The sequence below is a fragment of the Sulfuricurvum sp. RIFOXYD12_FULL_44_77 genome (genome assembly GCF_001830725.1).
Classification (GTDB): Bacteria; Campylobacterota; Campylobacteria; order Campylobacterales; family Sulfurimonadaceae; genus Sulfuricurvum; species Sulfuricurvum kujiense_A.
Window position 1 is genome coordinate 1 of record NZ_MIBU01000051.1, and the last position, 9,694, is coordinate 9,694.

The following is a 9,694-nucleotide window of genomic DNA, read 5'->3' on the forward strand; positions in this document are numbered from 1 at the left end:
TATTTTACAAAAAGCTTTGCGGAAGCAAAAAAACTGATTGGAGCCGACCCGCTGCGCAATGGTCCTAAAGCACAGGAACTTCTTAAACCCTTTTGTGTGGTCCCCGCAAAAAAAGAGATGATACACTCATTGCAAAAAAACTATGAGCTTTACCTCAAAGCGGATGCTCTCATCAAAGAAAAACAATTCAGAGAGTACTTCAATTTAACGGAAAAATATGATTTTTTAACATCTGAAGAGGTTTATAAAAAAATATGCGCCCTTGCCGAAGCCTCTATTGCCAAAATAAAAAAGCTCATTGAAGAGGGGAAATACGACGATGCGTTTTCAGGGATAAAACAGGTCGCTGTTTTTCTTCCTTACAAAGAGCAGTTGATGGAGCTGGCAAAAGAGATTCAGCTACGGCAAAAACTATTAGAAGCGATCCAAAGCAACGCTATCCAAACCGCATACGAACTTGTTGTAGCCTATCCCATACTCGAATCGATGGCTGAGTTCGTCGCATACGATGAAACATTTGATGAAGTGCTTTCAAATGCTATGCAATCGGTTGCCAACGGAGAGATAAAACAGGTACAGCAGATATTGCTCCCCTATGCGGGGATATCTATTTTTAAACCGAAAATAAGAGAGTGCATACGTCAAGCAACGTTCAATAAACTCGGACTCCTCCTCGCCGCAAAATCACTTGCTGTAGCGCAGAGTATTGCCGCTTATTACCTAAAAGAGTTTGGCAAAGATGACGAATATGAAAAACTTCTCAAACATTATGGTGTAGCTTCGTAATATCTCTTTGCGACATACTTGCAACACAGCAGAGCTATACTTTTGGTATGAAAGATTACTCTGAACAGCAAACCCTTGCCTATGTTTGTATGAATGCCATCGGCAACTCTCTTGTTCTTGAAAATATGCTGAGCGATGTTATCACGACATTTGTACATCATACCGGAGCGTTAGGAGGCCACTATTTTGCCTCAGCACCTAGTCGAAAAAAAATCGTTACTGTCGAAAAGGATTTTGATATCCCTGTGACTTTATGCACTGCAACTGAGGAATATTCTATTATTGCAGTAGCGTCTCTCGGATATATTCTCGATATTCCGATCGGAAACGAACATTTTTTGTTTGCATTTGAAAACAGCGATGGAACGGATGGTTATGGTCGGATGTTTGCTGGGTTTAAAACGAAACTGACGAATGCTATTGATGCTTGTCGGAGTACTGAGCGCTTGCATGAACTTAATGCTGCTCTTGAAAATCAAGTTGTTGAAGCAAAAAACAAGAATGAGATAACTGAGAAGATGATGATCACCCAATCACGAATGGCGATTATGGGAGAAATGATCGGTATGATCGCGCATCAATGGCGTCAGCCTATAACCGTTATCGGGATGATTACCAACAATACGATTCTGACACTGGAATTTGATGAGATAAACAAGCAACATCTTTTAGACGATTTAAATGTGATTGACAAACAGATTCACTACCTCTCAACCACTATTGACGATTTTCGCAACTTCTTTCGACCGAACAAATTGCCGCAGAGTGTTTCTATGCGTGAGATGTCGAATGATTTATTGACAATGCTGGGAAAAAATTACAAAAATTTTGGAATCAATCTAACGTTTACGGGAGATGTTGATGCCGCTTTTGTTACCTACAAAAATGAATTGATGCAGGTCTTTTTGAATATTTTAACCAATTCTAAAGATGCTTTTGAAGAGCGCCTTATTCCGGAACCTTTTATTCAATTTCATTCAGTGCATAATGAAGAGAATATTGTATTTTCCATTCGGGATAACGCCGGAGGGATTTCGGAAGAGATCATCGATAAGGTATTTGATCCCTATTTTTCAACGAAAGAAGAGAAAAACGGGACGGGTCTTGGTTTGTACATGTCCGCCATTATCATTGAAAAACATTTAAACGGTTCCATACAAGTCTGTAACGATACGGATGGGACTCTTTTTACCCTTACTATACCAACAAATTATACTAAGGATATAACCTATGTATTCTAATCCGTCAAACGAACACTATCGATTACTGCAAGACACTGCTAAAGGGATGCGTGTACTGTATGTGGAAGACGATCCGTTTATTCGACGAGAATATATCACTTTCCTGAGCCGTTTTTTCGAACAGATTGACAGTGAATCCAATGGCGAAGAGGGGCTTAAGGCTGCATTGGTGAACCGTTATGATCTAATCATTACCGATTATCAAATGCCGCTGCTTAACGGTTTGGAAATGATCGAAAAAATAAAAGAACATTATCCCACCCAAGCAACCTTGCTTGTTTCGGCACATAAAGAGAGCGACATACTTCACCGCTCTGTAGAATTAGGAATAGACGGCTATCTTTTTAAACCGATCGAGCGGATTCAAACGATCGATGTCCTTTATAAAATCGTTGCAAAAATATCGATGGAAAAAGAGAATGTAATCTATAAAGAGCATCTCGAAGAGCTTGTTATCGAAAAAAGCCGAGAAGCATTACTGACGTACACTGTCGATCGAATCAGCGGCCTTTTTTCTTTTGCAATGCTTGAAAATGATCTGCTAGAACACCGTAACAACTCTCTTTCATTGCTGAAAATAAACAATTTTAAAAATGTAAACGATTTTTACGGGTACTCGGTAGGAAACAGCATCCTGAAGCAAACAGCAGAGCTGCTCTCGAGATTTATTGAAGAGGAAGCTTTCCCTTTTCATGCCATTTATCGTGTCAGCGGTGCTCACTTTGCCGTTCTCTCTCCGTTGGATGCGAAAGAACTCTATCATTACATACAGCGTATTATCCATAAATTTGAAGCTACGGAGATACAAATCAATGGACAGATGATGTATTTGGAGATGGGAGCCGGTATTGTCGATCAAGGCGACGATGCCCCCCTCTCTCATGCCGATATTGCGCTGCGTCAAGCGGAAAAAGAGGGAACTATCATTATTTATCGTAATGATACGCGATCGGTACAGGAGCGCTCCACAAAACTACAGTATCAAGACATGATCAAACGTGCCCTTCAAGAAGATCGTTTTGTCCCCTATTTTCAGCCGATTATCGATAATAAAACGAAAAAAATTATGAAATACGAGGCATTGGCACGGCTGATATTACCTGATGGTGAAGTGATCTCTCCGGGACTTTTTTTACCGATAGCCAAAGAGACGAAGATGTATAACTCAATCACTAAAATGATCATACGAAAAACTCTCGAAAACTTTTCTCATTCGGAATGTTCCGTCAGTATGAATCTCTCAATCGATGATATTCGAGACCGCTCTACTCGCGAATTTTTGATCGAGCAAATAGCCCAGTTTCCGCAGCCTGAGCGTTTGATATTTGAACTTCTTGAATCAGAGGGGATCGGTTCGTATGAAGCGGTACAACACTTTTTTTCTGAAATTAAACATTATGGATGTAAAGTAGCTATTGATGATTTCGGCTCAGGCTACTCCAACTTTGAGCATTTGGCCAAGCTTAATATCGATTACATTAAAATCGATGGATCGCTGATTCTGGGCATTGAAGATACCTTGATTTCACAGGTTATCGTTGAGATGCTCTCTGATTTTGCGAGAAAAATGGGGATCAAGACGATTGCTGAATTTGTTAGCAAAGAGTCTATAAGCGCAAAAGTAAATGCTATGGGTATTGATGAATCTCAGGGCTTTCTATACGGTCAAGCGATCCCTCATAGTATGCGGATGAATCACTTTATTCACTACATACCCGAAAAAGAAACAGCTAAAGTGGTATACTAAGTTTCCTCATTTAAAATATAAAGAGAGAGAAAAAAAATCATGCAGAGTTCCTTGGCATTATTAAAAGATTTGGCAGAAGAAAAAACACTCCTCATTGTGGAAGATGATGAACAAATAGGTGAAAAACTAGCCCAAATCCTCTCCAAATTTTTTAAACATACCGAGCGTGCTGAAACTGTTTCTACGGCTCTAGCCCTCTATCATGAAGCAAAAAATGATAATAAAGTTATATTAATATTAACAGATATTAATCTTGCCAATGAGAGTGGGATTGATTTAACCGCCCAGATTAAAAAAATTGATCCGGATCAAAAAGTGATCGCCATTTCGGGTACCGAAGATCGATCGGTATTTGTCGAATCGATCCGATGCGGAGTCGATCGGTTTATACTGAAACCGATCAGTCATGATGAACTCTTTGACGCCATTATTAATGTATTACAAAAAATTGAATATGATCTGGAGCTTAAAAAAAGTCAGCAATTGCTCAAAGATTCAAAAGAATATGCCCTGAAACTCCTCGAAGAACAGGATCAGTTTTTGAAAAATGCGATCCACGAAATCCATACGCCTCTTGCCGTTATCATTACAAACATCGATCTGCTACGGATGAATGGAATCGATAATGAGTTTCTAAACTCTATTGAAGCGGGATCACGAATTATCCAAAACAGCTACGAAGATATGACTTACCTGATGAAACGCGACCGCGTAAGTGAACAAATGAGTCCAATAGATGTGGTCGAATTTATTCATGAACGTGTACGCTATTTTACGTGTATCGCTGAAGTTAATGAGCTTACTCTTTCGGTGCGGGTAGGTCAGCCAAACCTTCCTTGGATAAATTTTAACGAACTAAAGCTTTCCAGACTTATTGATAATACCCTTTCCAATGCTATCAAGTATTCTTATCGCCCGGGAGAAATTAGTGTTACAGTAGGGTCTCGAAAAGGGGAACTTTTTTTTGAAATCCGCAATCACGGCCCTATAATCAAAGATAAACAGAAAATATTTCAACGTTTTCACCGTGAATCCGATCACAAAGGGGGATACGGTCTGGGACTGAGTATTGTCGCCCAAATCTGTGAAGAGGAAAATATTGCGATTGAAATCTCATCTACCGCTAAACTTGGAACCTCGTTTCGCTATATTTTTGAAAATGCGACACTCTTGCAACATAACTCACCTACAATGACGCTACCAAAGCACAGTGGAGTGACTACGTGAAAATACTGTTATTAGAAGACGAGTTTATGCTGGCGCGTTCCATTCGAACCTACCTCCTTTCTCGTGGCCATTTTGTCGATCATTACGATAACGGGCAAGAGGTTTTAGAAGTCATAGAATCCCAAGCACACGATTTTTATATTTTGGATATTAACACTCCTCTCATCGGAGGGTTAGAGTGCCTCAAAGTTATTGCAGAAAAATATCCCGATCCCCCTAAAATCATTATTAGCGCCTATCATGATGTCGACTATATATCGGATGCATTTTCCTTTGGGTGCAGCGATTATCTCAAAAAACCGTTTAATCTGAAAGAACTCGATATCAGGATACACCATCTGACCGTTCAGGCAAAACCGAAAATCGAGCCGGTCAATGATCCGATTATCCATTTGAGTAACCACTATACCTTTAATAAAGAAAACTATCTCCTCTATTATGACGACAAAGTACAGCAATTTACCAAACGGGAATATTCGCTCATTATTTTATTTGTCAGTAATCTTGGACAAATAATGACCGATGAAAGTATCCGATCTTTTATCTGGGACGGAGAAGATACCGAATCTTCCACAATCCGCTCTTTGGTCAATCGTGTCCGAGCAAAACTTAAAGAGGATTTGATTCAAAACATCCGTGGATTCGGTTATATTATGAAAAGGGGAGATTTTGTCTAATATCATTCAGCGGCTTCAAATCGACAGTGCCAGCCGGTCAGTGCTTATTATTGATGATGATCCAGAATTGGCAGAATCGCTCAAACGAATTGTCCAAATGTTTTTTAAAGAGTGCGTTATTGCGACGGACGGAGAGGAAGGATTAAAAATCTACCGTAATAAGCTGAAAGCTAATGCACCCTTTACCCTTGTTATTACCGATCTTGAACTCCCAAAAAAAGGGGGACTTGGTGTCATAAAAGAGATTCGCGCTCTTTCAAAATCACAACCGATTCTTATCCTTTCCGCCCATGACGATGCCGATTTCATGGCTGAAGCGATTTCATTGGAAGTACAAGGATATCTTCTAAAACCTCTCTCAATGCCGAAATTTTTCCAGTATCTTGAAAAAATTCTTTTAGACCCCTCATCTAGTGTTGTAAAGCGGCGGCATACCGATCCCGTTACCCGATGGAAATTGCTTCCCGAACTGGAAGAATTTTTTCAATCTCCTCTTTCTGATCCGGTTGCCTTGCTCCGTATACGGGTTAATTATCTCTCCAATATCTACGAACTTGTAGGTGAAGAGTACGCAGACGAATACGTTAGTGAACTGGGAACACTGTTAGAGAGTCTTAAAATTAATTCAGAAGGTACATTCTACCGTTGCAGCCGTGATGAATTTTGTCTTGTTGTAAAAAATCAAAATCTTCAATTTGCCAATGTTCTAGCCAACGATATGGTCTCAATTGCACGCTATTTTCATACATCAGAAAAAGGGATCATTTTAAACTCCACGCTCTCCATTGGCATTGCATACGGAACCGAAAATTTATTGGCCAATTCCCGCTTGGCACTTGAAAATATTATTCATCCTGAGACGTCCGGTGTGATGGTGGTTACCCAAAGTGATGAGGAGCGTGATCAGACTATTTTGCATGGTCGAGAAGTATTAAAGATGATTTTTCAAGCCCTTGAAGAGGAAAATATTGTCCCTTATGTTCAGCCGATTGTAAATGCATCGAGCGGTGATATCGAAATTTTTAACAGCTTTGTTCGAATTCGTCAAGAAGAGAAAATATACGGACCGGAAACTTTTTTAAATGTTGCTATCAATACACACCAAATGACGATGATAACCCGCTCGATGATTCGGAATACTCTTAGCCTCAACGATACAATCAGCCCTAAAAATGCCATATTGACCGTTTGTCTAGCAGATGAAGATCTCAACGATGACGCACTCCTCTCCTACATCCAGTTTTGGACGGAACGTTACCGATTGGAGACTTCGAGAGTTGCATTTGAACTTGTCGGACGTGCGAAAGAGAGTCTATCCAACTCAATGTTCCCGCTTATAAAAAAGCTCAAAGCTAATGGCTATAAAATTATCTTAAACCGTTTTGGTTCGGGTGATTTTAACCTTGCCTACCTTTTTGAGCTAAAACCCGATTATATTAAAATTCATCCTGATCTGATAGCACAGATTCATGCCGAGCCAAAAGCTATTCAGATTATTCAAAAATTAGTGGATATAATTCATCTCGTGGGTGCAAAAGCGATAGCCACCCATCTCTCTACAAGCAATGAAATTGAATTGCTCAAATCGATTGATATCGATTATCTGCAGGGTTATGCCGTTGCAGCACCGTATGAAGTGAAATGATATGACAAAACAACGCCCTATAATTCTCCATTTTTTTGAAGATGATCGGGTCTTAGCACTTCCCGACTTTTTTCAAGAATCATTTGAAATCATCCCTATTTCTTTAAATGCTCCGCTTCTGGTCAGTGAATATATTGTAGGAATTATTGTCGATATCTCTGCCCTTTCGAGTTCGTTGTGCGACACTCTTTTGGCACATAACTCACTTGTCGGCAATATGGGAATCTGCCTTTGCACGGATAGCTTTCAGCCTAAACTGGCACAGGTCCTTTCGTTGGAAGCACAAACGGTTTGCATGGAGCGTGAATTGATTAGAAATACAAATAGAGTGGAATGGAAGCAATTAGAGCGTTTTTTTTCCTCCATCGCCAAAACGAATTACTATAACACGGCAATTACCCGGTCTTCATATCAAAAGCGTGTTCTGGATACTCTTCAAATTGTTGCCCACCAGTGGCGTCAGCCTATCAATCTTATCAGTATGGAAGCTATCAATATGATGGTATTGGCCAATATTGATAAAGCGGTCAAATCCTCTGAAGTAATTAAAAGCAGCGAATTCATCTCCCAACAAGTTTCTAGAATGTCTGATATCCTTAAAAGTATTCTTAATATGGGTAAAGACGAACGGATCAAACAGCTTTTCACCGTTCATGAGCTTACGGATTCCATAAAAGTGTTTTTTAACGAGCAATTTCAAAAAGAAGAGATTGACTTGGTAATCGATATTCTGGATGATGAGATACAAATCTATGGCTTTAAAACCGATATTGAAGAAGTCATCATGAATATTATTAATAATGCACGCGATGCCTATCTCGGAAATCATATCGAAGGGAAAAAAACGATTACGTTCCGAGCAGTTGCAGAAAACGACTCTTATATTTTTTCCATAAGAGATGAAGCAGGAGGAATTCCCGAAGAGATCCATAAAAAGATTTTTGAGCCAAAATTTTCAACCAAAGATAAAGGGGTAGGATTCGGGATCGGCTTGCATTTCGCACAGCTCACCATTGAAAAAGAGTTTGGAGGATCACTTACCCTTCACTCATTTCCAAACGGTTCCGAATTTCAAATTCAACTTCCGCGAAACGATCTAAGGAATCTCACTTTTATTCATTAAAAAGTACGAATTTGTAAGATTAAACCGCTATCATTCGTCACACAATATACCGGTAATCTTTTACCGCAGACTTTTTAGATTTAGTGATGATTTATGACATACTCCACGGACACTTCAGCCGAAACGACATACGAAAATTTACTCGATGAGATCATTGCCAAAGCACGACAAAAAGGGGCGAATATAACCTCTTGGACGCAATCTCAAAATGGGAAAACGATTATTCATATCCCCGAGAAACTTCCGATTTACTATCTTAGTATGGATGCTGCGGCAGATAGCTTAATACATCAATATAAGTTGCTTTCTGAATATCGATACCTTTACCAAAATGCACCTCTCGCGGTTAAACCGTTCGCTACTCAAGGTTCAGGAGAACCCAAAAGCTCTCTCAATGCGCAAGGATTATTTGAGTGTGACACGTTGATTAATAATATGGATAATGAACTTTCAGGGACTGTTAAAAGAAAACTCCATTATGTGATTGAAAAAATTAATTCAACCCACCGCCTTAGCTCGTCAGATTTTGAACACTTTCAAAACTTTTTGATAGAACATTACCGCCAAAAAACAGCAGAAGCTCCGACAACGCAAAAGAAAAAACAGTATCAGATGTTTATCCGCTTTCTCGAAGAGATAAGCCAGTCGGATATTTAAGAGGTTATTCGAGCATCTCTTCAGATTCACCGAGCTGTAAGATACCCTGCTCTGCCAATGCCTGAACCGCATCAACAATTTTACGCTGAGCACCTTCTACCTCTTTCATCTTAACGGCACCCAAGAATTGGAGCTCCTCGACAAAAGCATCTTTGGCACGCTGAGACATATTGGCGTAGAACTTCTCTTTAAGCTCTTCCGCCGCATTTTTGAGTGCCAGCATAAGATCGTTTTTATCCACCGCTTTGAGGATTTCGCGGATACTGCTTCCATCAAGATCGACAATATCTTCGAAGGTAAACATCATCTCTTTGATCGATGCCGCCAGTTCCTGATCGAGCTGTTCGATTTGGGTAAGGGTAGCTTTTGAGGCTTTCGCACCAAGGCGGTTGAAGACATCGGCCACGGCGCGCGGTCCGCCCACTTCCACTTTGTAGCTGGCGAGAGATTCGAGTTTGGATTCGAGAACGGCACTCACTCGTTTGATAATAGCCGGAGTAATATCCCCGAGTTTTGCCATACGCATGGCCACTTCGGCACGCAGATCATCAGGGAAGATATAAAGGGTCTCCGCAGCGGCGGAAGGGTCCA

9 protein-coding genes are annotated in these 9,694 nt (G+C 40.2%); 8 read left to right on the top strand and 1 reads right to left on the bottom strand.

All coding sequences use genetic code 11. The features are described from left to right. The 8 genes from A2517_RS02400 to A2517_RS02435 all read left to right on the top strand — a co-directional run. Positions 1 to 786, top strand: a 786-nt coding sequence (locus tag A2517_RS02400) for a hypothetical protein (RefSeq protein ID WP_294893772.1), incomplete at its 5' end; no start/stop codon positions are given. Between the two features lie 47 nt (positions 787 to 833). Beyond that, a complete protein-coding gene (locus A2517_RS02405; protein WP_294893773.1) occupies positions 834 to 2,027 on the top strand; it encodes a sensor histidine kinase in 1,194 nt (397 codons plus the stop codon). Next, complete coding sequence (locus tag A2517_RS02410) at positions 2,017 to 3,774, top strand: EAL domain-containing protein (RefSeq protein ID WP_294893774.1); 1,758 nt, start codon at positions 2,017 to 2,019, stop codon at positions 3,772 to 3,774. Before A2517_RS02405 ends, A2517_RS02410 begins: the two co-directional genes overlap by 11 nt. 39 nt (positions 3,775 to 3,813) lie before the next feature. Then, on the top strand, positions 3,814 to 5,001 hold the full coding sequence (locus tag A2517_RS02415; RefSeq protein WP_294893775.1) for a hybrid sensor histidine kinase/response regulator: 1,188 nt from the start codon (positions 3,814 to 3,816) through the stop codon (positions 4,999 to 5,001). Beyond that, a complete protein-coding gene (locus tag A2517_RS02420; RefSeq protein WP_294893776.1) occupies positions 4,998 to 5,678 on the top strand; it encodes a response regulator transcription factor in 681 nt (226 codons plus the stop codon). The genes A2517_RS02415 and A2517_RS02420 overlap by 4 nt, the downstream gene beginning before the upstream one ends. Further along, positions 5,671 to 7,323, top strand: a complete 1,653-nt coding sequence (locus A2517_RS02425; RefSeq protein WP_294893777.1) for an EAL domain-containing protein — start codon at positions 5,671 to 5,673, stop codon at positions 7,321 to 7,323. Before A2517_RS02420 ends, A2517_RS02425 begins: the two co-directional genes overlap by 8 nt. 1 nt (position 7,324) lies before the next feature. After that, positions 7,325 to 8,446: a sensor histidine kinase gene (locus A2517_RS02430; protein ID WP_294893778.1), complete on the top strand. Its 1,122-nt coding sequence runs from the start codon at positions 7,325 to 7,327 to the stop codon at positions 8,444 to 8,446. Between the two features lie 93 nt (positions 8,447 to 8,539). Then, positions 8,540 to 9,103 carry a hypothetical protein gene (locus tag A2517_RS02435; protein ID WP_294893779.1) on the top strand — a complete coding sequence of 188 codons (564 nt, stop codon included), beginning with the start codon at positions 8,540 to 8,542 and terminating at the stop codon, positions 9,101 to 9,103. Positions 9,104 to 9,107: 4 nt separating this feature from the next. Here A2517_RS02435 and fliG read toward each other — a convergent pair. Continuing rightward, positions 9,108 to 9,694, bottom strand: a 587-nt coding sequence (gene fliG / locus A2517_RS02440; protein WP_294893780.1) for a flagellar motor switch protein FliG, incomplete at its 5' end; no start/stop codon positions are given.

Excerpts from the sequence above, each read along its gene's own strand:
- A2517_RS02405 (WP_294893773.1), top strand. The coding sequence starts at position 834 with ATGAAAGATTACTCTGAACAGCAAACCCTTGCCTATGTTTGTATGAAT.
- A2517_RS02410 (WP_294893774.1), top strand. The coding sequence starts at position 2,017 with ATGTATTCTAATCCGTCAAACGAACACTATCGATTACTGCAAGACACT.
- A2517_RS02415 (WP_294893775.1), top strand. The coding sequence starts at position 3,814 with ATGCAGAGTTCCTTGGCATTATTAAAAGATTTGGCAGAAGAAAAAACA.
- A2517_RS02430 (WP_294893778.1), top strand. The coding sequence starts at position 7,325 with ATGACAAAACAACGCCCTATAATTCTCCATTTTTTTGAAGATGATCGG.
- A2517_RS02435 (WP_294893779.1), top strand. The coding sequence starts at position 8,540 with ATGACATACTCCACGGACACTTCAGCCGAAACGACATACGAAAATTTA.